Annotated in this window: 14 protein-coding genes; 10 read left to right on the plus strand and 4 right to left on the minus strand. The window is 36.0% G+C overall.

What is annotated here, in order from left to right:
- Positions 1-117 precede the first annotated feature (117 nt).
- Positions 118-627 (minus strand): hypothetical protein, encoded by a 510-nt coding sequence (locus BUE24_RS03990; RefSeq protein ID WP_073314116.1) that lies wholly within the window; start codon positions 625-627, stop codon positions 118-120.
- A 1-nt stretch (position 628) separates the two neighbouring features.
- Complete coding sequence (locus BUE24_RS03995; RefSeq protein ID WP_073314118.1) at positions 629-1,390, minus strand: MBL fold metallo-hydrolase; 762 nt, start codon at positions 1,388-1,390, stop codon at positions 629-631.
- Positions 1,391-1,556: 166 nt separating this feature from the next.
- Between BUE24_RS03995 and BUE24_RS04000 the strand changes: the two genes are divergently transcribed.
- Entirely contained in the window at positions 1,557-3,008 is a 1,452-nt protein-coding gene (locus BUE24_RS04000; protein ID WP_073314119.1) for a nicotinate-nucleotide adenylyltransferase, read from the plus strand.
- 46 nt (positions 3,009-3,054) lie between these two features.
- On the opposite strand, the gene bcp is transcribed toward BUE24_RS04000, so the two are convergent.
- The gene (gene bcp / locus BUE24_RS04005) at positions 3,055-3,504 is read right to left on the minus strand and encodes a thioredoxin-dependent thiol peroxidase (protein ID WP_073314121.1); all 450 of its coding nucleotides are present in this window, start codon (positions 3,502-3,504) and stop codon (positions 3,055-3,057) included.
- Positions 3,505-3,660: 156 nt separating this feature from the next.
- Between bcp and BUE24_RS04010 the strand changes: the two genes are divergently transcribed.
- Complete coding sequence (locus tag BUE24_RS04010; protein WP_073314123.1) at positions 3,661-4,326, plus strand: endonuclease III domain-containing protein; 666 nt, start codon at positions 3,661-3,663, stop codon at positions 4,324-4,326.
- A gap of 236 nt (positions 4,327-4,562) precedes the next feature.
- Here BUE24_RS04010 and BUE24_RS04015 read toward each other — a convergent pair whose 3' ends face one another.
- On the minus strand, positions 4,563-5,147 hold the full coding sequence (locus BUE24_RS04015; RefSeq protein WP_073314125.1) for an RNA polymerase sigma factor: 585 nt from the start codon (positions 5,145-5,147) through the stop codon (positions 4,563-4,565).
- 240 nt (positions 5,148-5,387) lie between these two features.
- On the opposite strand from BUE24_RS04015, the gene uvrA reads away from it, so the two are divergent.
- The 8 genes from uvrA (at position 5,388) to BUE24_RS04055 (ending at position 18,151) form a co-directional block, all read left to right on the plus strand.
- On the plus strand, positions 5,388-8,168 hold the full coding sequence (uvrA, locus tag BUE24_RS04020; protein ID WP_073314127.1) for an excinuclease ABC subunit UvrA: 2,781 nt from the start codon (positions 5,388-5,390) through the stop codon (positions 8,166-8,168).
- Between the two features lie 13 nt (positions 8,169-8,181).
- On the plus strand, positions 8,182-8,604 hold the full coding sequence (locus BUE24_RS04025) for a GNAT family N-acetyltransferase (protein ID WP_073314129.1): 423 nt from the start codon (positions 8,182-8,184) through the stop codon (positions 8,602-8,604).
- Between the two features lie 69 nt (positions 8,605-8,673).
- Positions 8,674-9,318, plus strand: coding sequence for a peroxiredoxin-like family protein (locus tag BUE24_RS04030; RefSeq protein WP_073314131.1), 645 nt, complete (start codon positions 8,674-8,676; stop codon positions 9,316-9,318).
- Positions 9,319-9,434: 116 nt separating this feature from the next.
- Positions 9,435-10,052: a hypothetical protein gene (locus tag BUE24_RS04035; protein ID WP_073314132.1), complete on the plus strand. Its 618-nt coding sequence runs from the start codon at positions 9,435-9,437 to the stop codon at positions 10,050-10,052.
- A gap of 152 nt (positions 10,053-10,204) precedes the next feature.
- The gene (locus tag BUE24_RS04040; RefSeq protein WP_073314134.1) at positions 10,205-11,299 is read left to right on the plus strand and encodes an amidohydrolase family protein; all 1,095 of its coding nucleotides are present in this window, start codon (positions 10,205-10,207) and stop codon (positions 11,297-11,299) included.
- A gap of 259 nt (positions 11,300-11,558) precedes the next feature.
- Positions 11,559-12,983, plus strand: a complete 1,425-nt coding sequence (gene pilV / locus BUE24_RS04045) for a shufflon system plasmid conjugative transfer pilus tip adhesin PilV (protein ID WP_073314136.1) — start codon at positions 11,559-11,561, stop codon at positions 12,981-12,983.
- A gap of 1 nt (position 12,984) precedes the next feature.
- Complete coding sequence (locus BUE24_RS04050; RefSeq protein WP_073314137.1) at positions 12,985-14,262, plus strand: hypothetical protein; 1,278 nt, start codon at positions 12,985-12,987, stop codon at positions 14,260-14,262.
- A complete protein-coding gene (locus BUE24_RS04055; RefSeq protein WP_073314139.1) occupies positions 14,246-18,151 on the plus strand; it encodes an RHS repeat domain-containing protein in 3,906 nt (1,301 codons plus the stop codon). Before BUE24_RS04050 ends, BUE24_RS04055 begins: the two co-directional genes overlap by 17 nt.
- Positions 18,152-18,156: the final 5 nt, after the last annotated feature.

An 18,156-nucleotide genomic window follows, 5' to 3' on the forward strand; every position in this document is an offset into this window, starting at 1 on the left:
TATCATTTGCAAAATTAAACCAGCACCAATCGAAAAAAATTGATCTATGGTAATTTTTCTCGATTTAAAATTTCTTAAGACTTGTTATTCTCGAAAGAAAATAAGCGAACAAACCTATTAACTTCGCGGGTATAGAAAAGACTTTTGCACTTCAAAATCTACTACTCCATCTTCTCTAACATCGTAGATAATAAACAACTGTCCCCAATATACTCCATCAGTAAAATCGGCAATGATCCACTTGTGATTTAGTAATCGAACTTTATTGATTGCCATTTTACCTTCCATCCCTACAAAAGGAACTATTGGATTATCCTTATCGGCTTTGTTCTGACCTATAATTTGATCGATTATGGTAAGTTCTAATTTTTTTGCATCATATCCTTGTTCTTCAAAGTACGCTATTGCCTCTTCATCGCTATCCAAACGGAAATACGTTAAATCCAGATTCGCATCTACCAAAGAGTCAATAACCGCTGTTTTCTCAGTCTCCTGTGTTTGTAACTGCTCTTCCAAATTTGCAATCTTTGCATCATAGGATTCTTTTGCTTTCTTAGCATTCATAAACTGAAAGAGAACAAACAAAGCGGTAAAAATGAACAAATACATAAATATTTTACTCTTCATATCAAATGGTAATTTTTAAATTATCGTAGGCTAAAAATATGTTTTCTGGTAATTGTTGTTGCACTTCTTCATGAAATCCTAACAGATGACTAATGTGAGTCAGATACGCTTTTTCGGGTTGTATATCTTCAATAAATGCTATCGCTTCTTCCAGGTTAAAATGAGAAGGATGAGGATCGATACGTAACGCGTTTACTACCAACACCTTGACCCCTTTTAATTTTTCACGTTCTTCTTGTTCTACAGTCTTTACATCGGTGAGATACGCAAAGTCTTTGAATCTAAACCCAAATACCTGCAAACGATTATGCATCAAATTAATAGGAACCACCTGTAGGCTATTCAAGTGAAAAGGTTCGTTTATCAATTCGTTTTCAATAACACTTGGAGCTCCAGGATACTTATTCTCTGAAGTAAAAATGTAATCAAAACGCTTTTTTAATGAAGACATCACTCTTTGATGTGCATAAATTGGGATATCCCCTTGTCGAAAGAAAAAAGGTCGAATATCATCTAATCCCATGGTATGATCCGCATGCTCGTGGGTAAAAAGAATACCATCAATATGCGAAACATTATTAGTCAACATTTGTTGTCTAAAATCAGGGCCACAATCAATTACATAAGTATAAGAATCCCATGAAATCAAAACAGAAACCCGAAGTCGTTTGTCTTTTGGATCTTCACTCAAACAAACAGGATGTGTGCTCCCTATTATTGGAATTCCTTGCGAAGTGCCAGTGCCAAGAAAAGTGATTTCCATAATGCGAATTATAAGAGCAAATGTAATTATATTTTTTGGTCAAAAACGGGCCTAATTGGCTAATTATATTTCAACCCAACCCTAAAGTGCAGAAATTTTGGTTATAGTTTTTTTAATATTGAAGGGATTGTTACCTTTACATTAAACAAAAAAAGCCCTTTTTACTATGCCTATCACGATAATGGGAGACAAAGAGTTTGAATCTGTCCCCTCTATAAAGAGCAAAGCGTTACGTATCAATTTGAACCAGAATATCTATGGTACTTTTGCAGAAATTGGTGCAGGACAAGAAACTGTGAGAAATTTTTTTAGAGCTGGTGGCGCGTCTGGTACGATAGCCAAAGCTATGAGTGCTTATGACAAGGATTTTAGTGATGCTATCTACGGTATTGAAAATGACAAGCGCTACGTAACCGAAGCCAGGCTAAAGAAAATGCTTAAGCACGAGGTAAAACTTATAGAGCAAAGAATAACGAGAGAGAAGCACCCCAATAAGTTATTTTTTAGTTACGCCAATACGGTTGCCACTATCGACTTTGCAAAAAAGTATAAAGGCCACGGATGGGTTGGTATTAGATATCAAACCAAACCTGACGAAGATTACAATGAGATCATTTTACACATTCGTTTTCATGAAAATGATGCCCGATTGCAACAGATTACCTTAGGTATTCTTGGTGTAAATCTGATTTATGGTGCCTACTATAAGTATGATAATCCAAAAAAGTTATTACGATACCTATACGATCACTTGGATAAGGATCAAATAGAAATAGACACTATCAATTTTTCGGGACCACGATTTACCAAAGTAGACAATCGCTTAATGAGTCTGCAACTGGTTAAAAATGGAATGACAGAAGCCGTAATGTTTGGTCCTGACGGGAACAATGTACTACCAGCAGCTATTCTATACAAGAAAAATATTCTTGCTCTTCGAGGAAGTTTTAGACCTGTGACCAAAGTAAATATGGACATTTACAAGACGTCATTAAATATGTTCCTCAATGAAAACAAGGTGAATAAGGACAAGACGGTTGTTATTTTTGAAATAACACTCTCTAACTTAAGAGCAGAAGGGGAAATAGATGAAGAAGACTTTATGGCTAGAGCGAGATTGCTTTGTTCTCTGGGACAAACTGTAATGATCTCTAATTTCAAAGAGTATTACAAAGTAGTTGAATATTTCTCTAACTACACCAAAGAGCGTATGGCACTTGCCATGGGAGTCAACAATCTTGTGGACATCTTTGACGAGAAATATTACCGCCATCTTAGTGGTGGGATTTTGGAAGCCTTTGGTAAACTATTCTTTAAAGATCTTAAAGTATACCTCTACCCGTTGCATAATCAAAAGACTGATGATTTCACCACTAGTGATAATCTAAAAGTACATCCTCGAATGAAAGAACTATATAAGTTCTTTAAATATAACGGTAAATTACAAGATATTACGGATTACGATCCGAATATTATGGATATTTTCTCTAGAGAAGTATTGCAAAAAATACAAGATGGAGAAACCGGTTGGGAAGATCAATTACCAGATCTAATTCCTGAAATGATTAAAGCGAATAACTTCTTTGGTTATAAAAATATTGAAGAAACTATTGAATAGAGATAATTTTAAATAAAAAAAGCACCTTTTCAGGTGCTTTTTTTATTTAAAGGATTTGCGCTGCATGATCCTTTGTTTTTACTTTTTGGATAACCTCTGATATGACTCCATTTTCATCAATAACAAAAGTAGTACGATGAATACCATCATACTCTTTACCCATAAATTTCTTAGGCCCCCAGACTTCAAAGGCCTCGATAACCTGCTTATCCTCGTCTGCAAGGAGGGGATAAGGTAATTCGTACTTATTTTTAAAGTTTTGCTGACGTTTAGCACTATCAGCGCTTACTCCCAAAATATCATAACCTTGAGCTTGGAAAGTCTGGTAATTATCTTTTAAGTTACAAGCTTCTGCAGTACAACCTGGAGTACTAGCTTTTGGATAGAAAAAAACTACCAATTTTTTTCCTTTATAATCTCCCAAAGAGATGGTATTCCCATCTTGATCTAGGGCCGAAAAATTTGGGGCCTTATCCCCTGCCTTTAGTGTTGTCATAATAGATGATATCTTATGATTTGTATTTTGTTTAAACTTTCTGAGTAAAAATATAACAAAAAAGACTTTTTTCTATGTTTTTATCAAAACTTTAATTCAAGAGAACCGTATAACTCCTTTTATAATTTAATATTTTAGCTTCAAAATTATGAGATAATGACAAAACAGGAAAAGGTAGATTTTACCATCAAAACATTACAAGAGTTATATCCTAAAATACCTATTCCTTTAGATCATAAAGATCCTTATACTTTGTTGATCGCAGTTTTAATGAGTGCACAAAGTACAGATGTACGGGTAAATCAAATCACACCCTTACTTTTTGATAGAGCCGACAATCCATTTGCTATGGTGCGTCTTTCTGTAGATGAAATTAGAGAAATCATCAAACCCGTTGGGCTTAGTCCTATGAAATCAAAAGGAATCCACGGTTTATCCCAGATTTTGATTGACAAATACAACGGAGAGGTTCCTCAAAGTTTTGAAGCCCTGGAAGAACTTCCAGCCGTTGGTCACAAAACTGCTAGTGTAGTCATGTCACAAGCATTTGGAGTTCCAGCTTTTCCTGTAGATACCCATATTCATCGTTTGATGTATAGATGGGGATTTACCAATGGTAAAAATGTGGTGCAAACTGAAAAGGACGCCAAACGTCTATTTCCAAAAGAATTGTGGAATGATCTTCATCTACAAATCATATGGTACGGTCGTGAATACTCTCCCGCTAGAGGTTGGGATCTGGAAAAAGATATTATCACCAAGACTATTGGTCGAAAAACCGTTTTACAAGAATACCACAAAAGTAAAAAGCCTGTCAAATGACAGGCTTTTTCTTGTTTTAATTTAAAATCGTTTCAAATTTGAAGTTGTTATATTCTACAACTTTCAATGATTTCGAGTAATTCAGAAGAAAATCTATTGTTCTTCTTGATGGTACTAAATGTTTTTCCTCTTTGTGTGAAGACTTAAAGTAAAATTTCGCCATATTTTATAATCTTAAATTAGGGTTATTTAAAACTATAACGGCGTTACTTATACTTTATTATATGAAAGAGTTACTAATTTGTTAAAACTATGTTATTTTTCTCGATTACCTTTCTTAGGTTAATCAGCGCGTATCTCATTCTTCCCAAGGCAGTATTGATACTCACACCAGTTTTATCAGATATTTCTTTAAAACTCATATCCCGGTACATACGCATGATCAATACTTCTTTTTGATCATCTGGTAATTCCTGGATCAAGTTACGTAAGTCTTCTTCTACTTGATCTTTAATGATTCTTCTTTCAGCATTTAAATCTCCATCACTAATCACAGAAAAAATGCTAAACTCACCATTATCTTCAAATTTTGGCATTCGATTTCCTTTTCTAAAGTGATCGATCACCAAATTGTGAGCAATACGCATTACCCAAGGAAGAAATTTTCCTTCCTCGTTATATTTTCCATTTTTTAAGGTACGTATTACTTTAATAAAGGTATCCTGAAAAATATCTTCAGAAACATCTCTATCAAATACCTTAGAATAGATAAAACTATAAATTCTTTGCTTATGACGTTCGATTAGAATCGAGAGAGCGCTTTCATCACCTTTGATGTAGTTGTTCACCAAAACTGCGTCTGTCAGGGTGTAATCCTTCATACCGTTTACTTTATTTTAGTACCAACAAGCTTGGGGCTCGGGCTATGTTAAACTTAAAAAGTAAAGGTTTGCTATAGGCAGTTTTGTTTTAAATTAGGTGTTATTACGAGGGCTAAGATAATAACTCTCAGCGAAAATCAAACTATTTTCTGTTAATTTTTTTAACTAAACTTTCATTATCAATTGGTTATTGTACTTCTTAAGTAATCATTATCTTTGCGCTCTTACCGCATATTTGCTATGATTCAAGACATTACAACCTTTGATCCTAAAGAGAATATTATCATTAAAGGGGCTAAGCTCCACAACCTAAAAGATTTAGATGCGATCATCCCTAGAAACAAGTTGGTGGTGATTACAGGGCTCTCGGGTTCTGGTAAATCTAGTCTCGCTTTTGATACCCTCTATGCCGAAGGACAAAGACGTTATGTCGAGAGTTTGTCTTCGTATGCAAGACAATTCTTGGGGCGATTAAACAAACCCAAAGTAGAATATATAAAAGGTATCGCTCCTGCTATCGCTATTGAGCAAAAAGTAAACTCAACCAATCCCAGATCAACGGTAGGAACTACTACTGAGATTTATGATTATCTCAAATTACTTTTTGCAAGAATCGGTAAGACCTTCTCTCCTATTTCTGGAAATGAAGTAAAAAAAGACAATGTCACTGATGTCATAGAGTATGTAAAATCGTTTGAAGAAGGTGAAAAATTATTACTCCTTGCCCCTATCGCAGTAGAAAATGGAAGGACCTTAGAAGGTAAGCTAAAAGTACTTCAACAACAAGGGTATGCTCGTATCAAAGTAAATGACAAAGTACTTCGTATAGATGAAGCCTCTGTTAAAGATGCTGATACTATTTATTTGGTAGTAGACCGAATCGTAAAAAGAGAGGAAGAGGATTTTTTTAATCGTTTGGCTGATGCGGTAGACTCTGCTTTTTTTGAAGGCAAAGGTACCTGTTATATAGAAAGATTAGCAGATAGTCAACAACGCCAGTTTAGCAATAAGTTCGAATTGGACGGAATGACTTTCCTGGAGCCGAACGTACATCTTTTTAGCTTCAACAATCCATATGGAGCTTGTCCAGATTGCGAAGGTTATGGAGATGTGATTGGGATCGATGAAGACCTAGTTATTCCTAATACGGCATTAAGTGTATATGAGGGAGCTGTATTTCCATGGAAAGGCGATAGCATGAGTTGGTATAAAGATCAGTTGGTCAATAGTGCCTATAAATTTGATTTTCCAATTCATAAACCTTATTTCGAGTTGTCTCAAGAGCAAAAAGAATTATTATGGAATGGTAATGAATATTTTGAAGGTATTCATAGTTTTTTTAGCGAGCTGGAGTCTAAAGCTTACAAAATTCAAAACCGTGTAATGTTATCCCGATATCGCGGTAAAACCAAATGTAATACCTGTAAAGGTCGACGTTTGCGTAAAGAAGCAGGTTATGTAAAAGTAGGAGGAGTTACCATTACCGATTTGGTAGAAATGCCACTCAACGAACTTGCCGATTTTTTTAAGACCTTGACACTAAATGAATATGATTCAAAAATTGCAAAACGATTATTAAAAGAGATTAATAGTCGCTTGTCTTTTTTACAGAATGTTGGGCTCGAATACCTTACGCTAAATCGTAAATCCAATACCCTTTCTGGTGGAGAATCCCAACGTATTAATTTGGCAACCTCTTTGGGTAGTAGTCTGGTAGGATCGATGTATATTTTGGATGAACCCAGCATTGGTTTGCATCCAAAAGATACCGAAAAGTTAATCAAGGTATTGCAATCCTTACGAGATTTGGGAAATACTGTTATAGTGGTAGAACACGATGAGGATATCATGAAGGCAGCCGACGAAATTATTGATATCGGTCCTGAGGCAGGAACTTTTGGAGGAAATGTGGTGGCTACAGGTACATATGATCAAATTTTGAAAGCAGATTCGCTAACCGCAAAATACCTCAATGGTGGTCTGGAAATTGAAGTTCCGGAGCAACGAAGAACATCAAAATACTATGTAGAAATTATTGGAGCCAGAGAAAATAATTTGAAAAACATTGATGTTAAAGTACCTTTAGGAGTATTTACAGCAATTACAGGAGTTTCAGGAAGTGGTAAAAGTACATTGGTCAAAAAGATCATCTATCCATCTGTATTAAAGCAGCTAGGAGGTTATGGAGAAAAAGCCGGAGAGTTTACTGAGATCAAAGGAAATTTCAGCAATATCAAACATGTAGAATTTGTTGATCAAAACCCTATTGGAAGATCATCTCGTTCTAATCCGGTAACTTACATCAAAGCATACGATGATATAAGGGCTTTATTTGCCGATCAAAAGTTATCAAAAATTCGGAATTATAAATCGAAGCACTTTTCATTTAATGTAGATGGTGGTCGCTGTGAGACTTGTAAAGGTGAAGGCGTAGTAACTATTGAAATGCAGTTTATGGCCGATGTTCATCTAGAATGTGAGACTTGCGGCGGAAAAAGATTTAAAAAAGATGTTTTGGAAGTTACTTTTCACGATAAAAACATCCATGATATCTTATCGATGACTATAGATAATGCTATAGATTTTTTTAAAGAACACAACCAAACTAAAATACAAAGAAAGTTACAACCTCTACAAGATGTAGGATTAGGGTATGTACAACTGGGACAAAGCTCTTCTACCCTATCTGGCGGAGAAGCACAACGTATAAAACTGGCCTCTTTTCTGGTAAAAGGAAATACAAAAGATAAAGCACTCTTTATTTTTGATGAGCCGACTACAGGTCTCCACTTTCACGATATCAAAAAATTATTAAAATCTTTTAATGAGCTTATTGCAAAAGGGCATTCTATATTGGTTATAGAGCATAATTTGGACTTGGTAAAATGTGCGGATCACGTAATCGATTTAGGTCTGGACGGTGGTAAAAATGGAGGAACTATAATCGTGCAAGGTACCCCTGAAGAAGTGGCAAAAGACAAAGATTCGTACACTGCTACATATCTCAAAGAAAAACTGTAAGCAAATACACTTTATGAAAATAACCACATGTACCCGTGATGAAGCACGGCAGATTGTTGATGGCATAAATCAATACAACCTTAATCATGTTCCGGCGGTCCTACAGGAAAACTGGACTCCAATAGACTATGTTTTAAAAAACAAAGAGGATCAAGTTATTGGAGGAATTTTGGCCGGTATTGGATACTGGGCAGGCTTAGAAATCAAAATTCTATGGGTACATGAGGATTACAGACAACAGGGGCTGGGAACCAAACTATTACAAAAAGCAGAACAAGAAGCAATCATACACGGAGCTACGCTCTCTTCTCTTGATACTTTTGATTTTCAGGCAGAACAATTTTACCTCAAAAATGGATATCAGGAATTTGGGAGATTAGCAAATTTCCCCGAAGGTCATCAACGAATTTATCTTTCTAAAAAATTGTCTAAATAGTCCTTCATTTCTTGTAATGTCCTACTGAAAATTTCGGCTAAGTGATTTTAAACTGATAAACAAAAATTTATGTCACTTACCACACAACTCAAAGAACGTGCAGATCAATCGGCACAAAAATATCCAGAAACCACTCATGCTATTATGAACAACGGCATTCAGATCCTAAGAGATGCCAATCTTGTAAATAATGCCTTAAAAACTGGAGACAAAATACCTGAGATTACATTACCCAATGCAGCCAACAAAAATGTTTCGGTACAAGAAGTATTATTGAACAAAAAAGTGGTGCTTTCTTTCTATCGAGGAGGTTGGTGCCCTTATTGCAACCTAGAACTTCAAGCATTACAACAGTCCCTTTCGGAATTTGAAAAATATGGTGCTACCCTTGTAGCAATTAGTCCAGAAACTCCTGACAATTCTCTGACAACTTCAGAAAAAAACAATTTGAGTTTTGAAGTCTTATCTGATACAGATAATGAAATTGCCAAAAAATTCAATTTAGCCTTTACACTTCCCGAAGATCTTATCGACATCTACAATGGTTTTGGAATCGATTTGGTAAAAAGCAATGGAAACACAAATCAACAGTTGCCGATATCTGCAACTTATGTCATTGATCAGGATGGAACTATCATTTATGATTTTATTAAAGAAGATTACAAAGAAAGAGCTGATCCAGAAGAAATAATTAACTTTTTGAAAAACAAATAATTAGACCTCTGTTTTCATAACTTATCATTTTTTGGCACGCCATTTGAAATACAACTAAGCAAATAGCGGAAGCCGAAATGCTAATGAGTAGGCATAAACCCAAAACAATTTAAGTTATGAAAAAAATGGTACTTTTTATGGCAGCTTTGTTACTAGTAGGAACAACTGCTGAAGCGACTGAAAACCAACTGTCGGATCACCATGGGAATGGGGTTGCAAAACGCTATAACCGCGCACAACCTATCACCTTTGTTGAAGGTGGTGTAAAGTTCTTTGTCTATCCGGAAGGAGAAATCGAATTCAAAATCTTAAGGAATAGAAACAGAACACGTCAGACGAATTGGGGATGGGACAATAATATCCAAAGTGCACCTGGTTCACAAAGATACCACAATACGTATAGAAGACCTGTGCGATACGATTATTACGGTAGACTAAAAAGAGTTGGTTCAAACCACATTTTCTATGATCGATATAATCGAGTGCGTAGAGTAGGAACTGTACAAATGAGATATAACAGAAGAGGTCTGTTACATCAGGTAGGAGGACTACATATTTTCTATACCAAACACGGTAGAATTAAATATTTTGATGGAACTGTACACTATACGAATTGTGCTGCTCCCCTATCTCCATACTTCGAGCAAAACAGAACAAATAGACATCACAATGATGATCATATCTATAAAAACAGAAAACGTAAAAAAAGGTATGATGATGACGATGATGATTAAAATATAGATTAGTTGTTGGTTAGTTGTTGAAAATCCCGTTACCATATTCTTCAGGTAGCGGGATTTTCTATTGATAAAGTGTTGTTAATAGGGCCTCATTAGAATACCTTTTATTTTATATTTAAGAGTTCACTTTCAATTTTATAAATATCATGAAAACATCAAAAGTCATTATATTACTATTGATTTTTAATAGTTTATCCATTTTTGGTCAAAACATGGATTTTGAAGATTATGACCCTCCCTCTACCCTGGTTGTTCCAGAAACAATGATTACAAAAGCAAAATTTCCTTTTATAGATGTACATAATCATCAATTTAGGATGCCGTCTCAAAACCTCAAAGATTTGGTGGACGAAATGGATAAATTAAACATGAAGGTAATGGTTAACCTGTCTGGAAGAGGTAGAGGTTCTGATGAACATTTAATGAAAGCTTTAGAAAATGTAAAAACAAATTACCCTAATCGTTTTATTGTTTTTACCAATATTAGTCTTACAGGGATTGATGAATCCGGATGGACCGAAAGAACTGTAGCGCAACTAGAAAAAGATGTTGCTTTGGGAGCTAATGGTCTTAAAATCTACAAGAGTCAAGGAATGGACAATAAAGATAGTAAGGGTAATCGTATTAAAATAGATGATCCTAGAATTGGTCCTGTTTGGGAGAAATGTGGAGAATTAGGCATTCCTGTTTTGATCCATGCTGCCGACCCCAAGCCGTTCTGGGATGCACATGATAACAAAAACGAACGATGGTTAGAACTAAAACTGCGTTCTAGAAGAAAACGAGATGCTAAGGTCACTGGTTCGTGGCAAACTATAATCAACGAGCAACATAATATTTTCAGAAAACATAAAAACACTAAGTTTATCAATGCGCACCTGGGTTGGTATGGAAATAATCTGGCGAAATTGGGAGAATTGATGGATGAGATACCTAATATGTATTCTGAAATTGGAGCGGTAATCGCAGAGTTAGGCAGACAACCTAGAAATGCTAAGGCCTTCTTAACCAAATACCAAGATCGGATAATGTTTGGTAAAGATTCCTGGAATCCAGAGGAATATCACACCTATTTTAGAGTATTAGAATCTAGTGATGAGTATTTCCCTTATTATAAAAGATATCATGCTTTTTGGAAAATGTATGGTCTGGATCTTGATGATGAAGTTTTAAAAAAGTTGTACTACAAAAATGCACTAAAAGTGATTCCAAACATTGATAAAAGCTTGTTTCCAAAATAAAAAACAGTCATCTACTTTATAAAACAAAAGCTCTGCAGATTGCAGAGCTTTTTTTATACCTAAAATTTGTTTTGACGTTCATCAATTGAGATTTAAGAGGTTAAAAACCCCTCACAATAATCCAATTACTCAAACATTTATCTCAAAATAAATTTCTCCTCTTGTAAAAAAGTTGGAGGAACGATGGTACTATTTTCAAAATTGAGGAACACTACTAAAAGTAAATAACAATTCACTCTTCAATATCAATAGTATTATTATGAAAAAAACAGCATTTATCTTTTTTGCACTTCTTGCTACATCTTTTGGGTATGCTCAATCAATACCAATCACAGGAGATGGTTATCACCTGTATGGCCCAAACACAACATGGGGAGAATATCTAAAGGTTGGCGGTAACGGTCGAGGTACTTCGAAAGCCTCTGTGGTAGCTACCAACGGAAATTTGCATTTAGATTCGAAGGATGGTAACGCTACCTATTTAAACCATTACAGTAAAGGAAATACTTTCTTGAATCTAAACGGTGGAAATGTTGGTATTGGTACTTCTGCACCTGCAGGTAAGCTCCACGTAAAAGGAGAAACTTATGTTGATGGAGGATGGTTAAGAGTGAAAGGATCAAAAGGAATTTTCTTTCAAGATTTTGGAGGAGGTTTTGTCATGACCGACAATTCATGGATTCGAACCTACGGAAACAAGAACTTTTATCACAATACAGGTGCCATGCGAACGGATGGAACGCTACAAGTAGGACCTTCGGGGAATCGATTTGTCGTAAACACCGCTGGAAAAGTAGGAATACGCACCACATCACCAGATGAAACTCTTCATGTAAACGGAACCACTACGATCACTGCCGATATTGGTGTTCCTACTTCAAATCACTGGCAAACGGGTAGCCATACTTTAGAGCTACAAAATAGTGATCAGGGAGAAGTAGTATTGTCATTTCACAGAGCTGGTTATAGCAACGCTGCTATCAAACATCCTGCAAGTGGCGGAATCGCATTCTCAGCCAATGGATTTTACAATCAAACCCATATGCACCTAAAAAGTAATGGGTATTTGGGAATCGGTACTTCAAACCCAGGTTCAAAAATGGAAATTAGCAACTCGAACAACCTTAGATTATGGTTAAACAAAAATGATCAATCCTCTATTTCTTTTGTTCCTAATAACGGGAATTCAATATTCCATATTAATCATGGTTTAAACAATGATCTTAAAATTTCACATGGTGCTACCGTTGGTGCGGTAAGCATAATGACTATCAAAAATAGTGGGTCAATAGGAATAGGTACGAATAACCCTGATGCCAAATTAGCTGTAAACGGCAATATCCATACTAAGGAAGTAAAAGTAGATTTGGTTGGGTGGCCGGATTATGTATTCGAAGATAGTTATCAACTTCCTACCCTATCCCAGGTAGAAAAACACATTAAAGAAAAAGGTCATCTGCAAAACATCCCTTCTGCTAAAGAGGTAGCAAAAAATGGAATAAAACTGGGAGAAATGAATAAGCTTCTACTCGAAAAAATTGAAGAGTTGACCCTATACACTATCGATCAGGAAAAGGAAATTAAAGCCTTACATCAAAAGATCAACGCTTTGGAACAGCAAAACTCAAAAATTCAAAAGTTAGAGGAAACACTAAAAATACTACAACAACAAATCAACAACTAAAATGAAAAAAACACTCACTCTCGCATTTTTTGGGGCACTATTGAGTTTCGGGATGCAAGCACAGGAATACGTACAAACTACTACAAATAGAGCCTATGAAAACAAAAGCTTTAGAACATCGGGTAAATTCTCTATAGGGCCTTCTGACACTCAAGTGGTCGGAGGTTCACCGCTTAACATTCAAACAAATTGGGGAAACTGGATGGCACTCGTAGATGGGTATAAAAAAGATGTATATGCTTTTCATAACCCTAATAACGGTGGTCGTATGGAACTATTTATCCATGATGGTGTAACCAATGCAAATAATTTTGGGGTATTCACCATTAGAAGAGATGGAAATATTGGTATAGGAACGGGAGCCCCAGCAGAAAAACTTCATGTTAATGGTGCCATACGAGGTAATATCTCCGGAGGTGCTTTACGAATTAAATCTGCTCACGGGTACATAGAAGTTGGGCCTCGAAATACTTCTTGGGCTCATATATATACAGACCGTCCTAAAATCATTTTTAATAAAGATGTGTATACTACAAGTAATGCTTTCTCTTCATACGATAATGATCTTATCTTCAAAACTAAAGGTACAGAACGCCTGCGCATAGATGACACCAACGGAAATATAGGAATTGGAACTAACGCTCCAAAATCTAAGCTACATGTAAACGGAGATATGTTTATGAATGCTGGAGAAGGTTTCAGAATCTATGGGGACAGTAACTACTTTGGACAATACCTTGATGGAATCATTTTCGAAATGCAAGATACCAATGCTACCAATGGAAATACAGATGGTGGTTTTGTGTTTAAAGGACATACCCCAAAAGATGGCATCTCCAAAGACTGGATGGTGATTAAAACCGGAGGGCTTGTTGGTATAGGTACCAATACTCCTGATGCTAAATTAGCGGTAAATGGAAACATTCATACCAAAGAGGTAAAAGTAGATCTTGTAGGTTGGGCAGATTATGTGTTTAATGCAGATTACCAATTACCAACACTTCAGCAGGTAGAAGATCATATCAAAACCAAAGGGCATCTTATCAATATTCCTTCTGAAGCAGAAGTAGTAAAAAATGGGATACATCTAGGAGAAATGAATGCAAAACTTCTGGAAAAAATAGAAGAACTTACCCTTTATACCATTTCCCAACAAAAAGAAATAGATCGATTAAAAATGGTTGAAGATCAAAACCAAAAGTTAGCACAAAGACTAGCTAAAATCGAAGCGCTCTTAGAAAATACAAATAACAATGATGCTCATGGACAAGAAAAATAACAACATCAAAAAAACAATACTCCTCCTGGGGCTATTTTTGATCGCTTTTATTGTGCGATCGCAAGATGAGAAAGAATATGATCCTTTTTATGTAAGCGAGCACATCCCATCTAGTCCTGAAACAGGGAATCTGGGAGAATATGGAAATTATGCGGCTAGTCCTTATAATGGAACCGCAAATGTGCATGTACCTATTTATACGATAAATTGGGAAGGATTACAGATTCCTATTCAAATTAATTATGATACAGGAGGTGTAAAAGTAGCCTCCGAAGCAAGTTGGGTTGGACTCAACTGGAGTCTTTCTACTTCATTCGGTATTCACCGCAGAGTATACGGACAAGATGACTTTAGCGAAAAAATTGCCGGAGGTTACGCCGGGGCTCCCAAAAGCGGATATATTTTCAATGATTTAGATCTGGAATGGCAAGAAGGCACGGCAAGACCCTTTTTGGATTACAGTGAAATCCTTGATGTACACCACAGCTTTGGATTACAAACTGCTGAAGGTCGCGCATCCCGTTATCTCGACACACAGCCTGATATTTTTACTGTTAATCTATTTGGGCAGAATTATAAATTCATGTTGAACAAAAAAGGATCTCATGAGTTTATTGATGCTATAGTCTTTAACAATAAGAATGTAAGAATTACTTTTAATCTTACCGCTAAAACATTTACCCTATTAGATGAACATGGATTTACATATTATTTCAACACCAAAGAAATCAATACGACATTCAACACTATCCAGGGCAATAATCCTCTCGATTCCAGCTCTTATCAAGGTGCTATTAGCAATATTTTTGCACTTTTTAATAGAGCAGACACTGCCTTAATTACCAATTGGTCGTTAGACCGAGTGGTTTCGCCAAGAGGAAGAGAATTGAATTTTGAGTATCAAAAGGGATTGTACTTTACCTTTCCTAATTATTCTATCATCGCAGATGGTAGGGACAAGGAACATTGGTCAAATTGGCCTCAAGAACAACATCAATCCGCGATACAGAAAAAAATCCATTCTGTATCTACCACCATTATCGAAAACAACTATTTGACCTCTATACAAGGGGACTTTGGAGAAATAAACTTTGATTTGGGACCTAGGCAGGACCTTAGTACAGGAAGCACTATCAATACACTTTCTAACAACTCATACGGTAGTCATGTATTGATTACAGCCCAAAGCCAAATACGTTCATGTCATGGAGCATCAAATTCCTGTGGGACGAGCACTTCTCTCCTACCTAAAAAGTTGAACAGTATTGAAGTAATAAACTCCAATGGGAAAAAAGTTATAGATGCACAGTTTCATCAAAGTTATTTCAATAGTAATAAAAGCACAGATGCAGTAAAAGAAAGAAATTTACGTCTCAAACTAGATGGTATTACTGTTAATGATCGCACCCACGAATTTAATTACCTGCAAGAAAACAGCCTTGCGCCAAAAGATAGTAATGGAGTTGATTTCTGGGGATATGACAATGGAGTATTTACCAACGACACCAAGATTCCACGTATAGGTCGTTTTATCACCTCTAGGGTAAACATGCCTGGAAATAGATTGGAAATTGCACAATCCTTTGTAAAATATAATGGAGCTATCCGTAAAAGTAATTTTACATTTGGAAAACGAGGAGCATTAACCGAAGTCATATTTCCAACCAAAGGAAAAACTATTTTCGAGTACGAACCTCATGAAGTCGTAATGGAAGCTCCTGCTCCTTTTACTGTAACCGATTATTTTCCTGCCCCTAATCAAGATAGGTTAAGATGGACAGATATGCGAGATGAATCCAAATTCAAACTCACTTATCAATATCTAAAGTATGCCAAAGACTCTAGGTACAATTATTTTGAAAAGAATGCCCCGGTCATTCAGGGCGATGCCATTGAGATAGAGCTAACCCTAGATAACAGGTTTGAAGTTGATTTCCCTTCTTTGGTAAAAATAGATGGGTATCTAAAAACGCATACAGGCTGGGAAGGATTAGGATTTTATGGTAGTCAAGCTGTAGTTGTAGTGGAAAATGTAAATACGGGTGTAGAAAAAGTGGTTTTTAGAGTTTCTGATGCACCAAATGATTTTGGGAACTCTTCTACCAGAAACGACGTATCCAAAATCGTTAGTTTGGCTCCTGGCGAATACCTTGTAAAAACAAAAGCAATCGTGCCTTCAGGAGATCCTAACACACGACCTCCTACTCCAGCTGTAGAGTATCAAAGCACAAAGATTTTATTACAAACTTTTGAGAGCATTGGTGATCAAGATATTTCTGATATTATAGAAACCTTTGAAATTGGTGGACTTAGAATCAAAAAAATCATTCACAAAGATTCAGATAATAGTTTCCTTAAAGCAACAGCATACAATTACAACAATCCAGATGCACTAGATGGTCTTGATTCTTCTGGGAAACTAATGGATGATCTGATTTTCCATTCAAAGGCATCAGGATTCCATTCATATAACCCCAGGGAATATGGTGATTTTAATCTCACTGAAACCAATATGGTTGGAGGCAATAACAGTGCTCAAGGATCACATATTGGATACTCTTTGGTAAGAGAGTTTAATGTTGATGAAGCAGGAAATACCTTAGGATGGATCGAACGAAAGTATCACAATCAAAAGAATGAATACTTTACGGATAGTTTTAATCTTCCCTATTCATATGATTACTTGACTGGAAATGGAGATCCTTATATCAGTATCTTAGGTACACAGATAAAGTGGACCTGTAGCGGCTTGGATTTTGGTAATAATTGTAGGGGTGATGTAAAATACCGATCAACTAAGGGATATGCAGAAATTACAAATACCGTATTATTAGGGTTACCCTTAAGACTCAGCTTTGCACATGCCAATGGTAATGTGCTGGAGGAACGTGTTTTTGCTAAAGATGAAACCTTAATCGAGAAAACAGAAAACACCTATCAGTACCTAAACGGTAATGTCCCCAATCAACATTTTGCAAGTTTCTTAAGTGTAGGCTTAAAAACATTGGGAACTACCAGTCAAGGTGCAATAGAATCAAGTTTATATGACACTTGGGATGAAGGTCCATGGGGTGCTAACCATCATACCTATTTTCCTTACTTATTCCCTATTCATCATGGGCAGGTTTCTAGATTACTAAATTCAAAGAATTATAAAATCTTTGACAGTGAAGAATTGGTTACACAACAAATCAACACCTACAACGAAGACACTCATCATGTAAAAGAGCAAAAGTCGATTCTGGATCAACAAAAAGAACAAATTACCAAGCTCTTTTACCCATACGATACCGAAGTCTACAACAATGCAAACATGAACTTACTACGGCAGGAAAATCGGGTGGCTACAGTGATCCAAAGTGAAAGCTATAAAAATAGCAGAAAACAAGGGACTGTACTTTATGAATATGCCAACAATGGAAATACCGGAGGTACCACATTGGTTCATAAAATTGCAGTAGGTAAAGCAGCACATCCAGTAGATGAAAGAACCGTTTTTGAATTATACGACGATCATGGAAATGTATTGCAGAAAAAGCTAACCGATGGGATCAGGACCACTTATATCTGGGGATACGATAAACAATATCCCGTAGCCAAGATCGAAAATGCTACGAGAGTACAGGTTGAAGCCTTATCAGGTTTTGGGGCTAATTTCCATACTGGTGCATCGGGACTAAGTGCTTCGCAAGAAAGTACATTAAGAAATGGACTGGCAAATGCACTCATTACCACATACACCTACGAACCTCTTATTGGTATTACATCAATGACCGATCCCAAAGGGTATACCATGACTTATCATTATGATGCATTCAATCGATTAGAGTTTGTAAAGGATCAGCAAGGTAATCTGGTTTCAGAAAATAAGTATAACTACAAAAACTAATAAAA

The sequence above is a fragment of the Aquimarina spongiae genome, assembly GCF_900141785.1.
Taxonomy (GTDB): domain Bacteria; phylum Bacteroidota; class Bacteroidia; order Flavobacteriales; family Flavobacteriaceae; genus Aquimarina; species Aquimarina spongiae.